This window comes from Comamonas sp. A7-5 (genome assembly GCF_039581385.1).
Classification (GTDB): Bacteria; Pseudomonadota; Gammaproteobacteria; order Burkholderiales; family Burkholderiaceae_C; genus Comamonas; species Comamonas thiooxydans.
Genome location: NZ_JBCPWO010000072.1, coordinates 1 through 299, shown reverse-complemented (window position 1 = coordinate 299; position 299 = coordinate 1). Strand labels below are relative to the sequence as shown.

General features: G+C 61.5%; 2 pseudogenes. Both read right to left on the bottom strand.

Going from position 1 to position 299, the window contains the following annotated elements:
• Positions 1–72 (bottom strand): annotated as a pseudogene (locus AAIL67_RS24810) (electron transfer flavoprotein subunit alpha); the annotation flags it as partial.
• Positions 73–226: 154 nt separating this feature from the next.
• Positions 227–299, bottom strand: a pseudogene (locus AAIL67_RS24805) (electron transfer flavoprotein subunit beta/FixA family protein); the annotation flags it as partial.

Sequence of the window (299 nt, the reverse complement as noted above, 5' to 3'; positions counted from 1 at the left end):
AGCCGTCACGGTGTTCAGGGTCGCAGTCTTGATCGAAGCGTTGTCGTGTTCTGCAATAACGAGAGAGGTCATTTCAGTCGTCTTTCTCTAGAATTTTTCATGGTGCCTGCATCACCCGCAGCCGGCCAATCTGGCGCGGCTCAAGCGCGGGACACCGAGGAAGGGCCGCCCCGCACCGAGGGTGTCGTCCCCCTGCGGGGGATGACGCGAAGCGGCTCAGGGGGCCTTAGATGACCTTCGCTTCATTTTTCAGCTTGTCGACCAGGGCGGCCACATCGGCCACCTTGACGCCAGCGCCG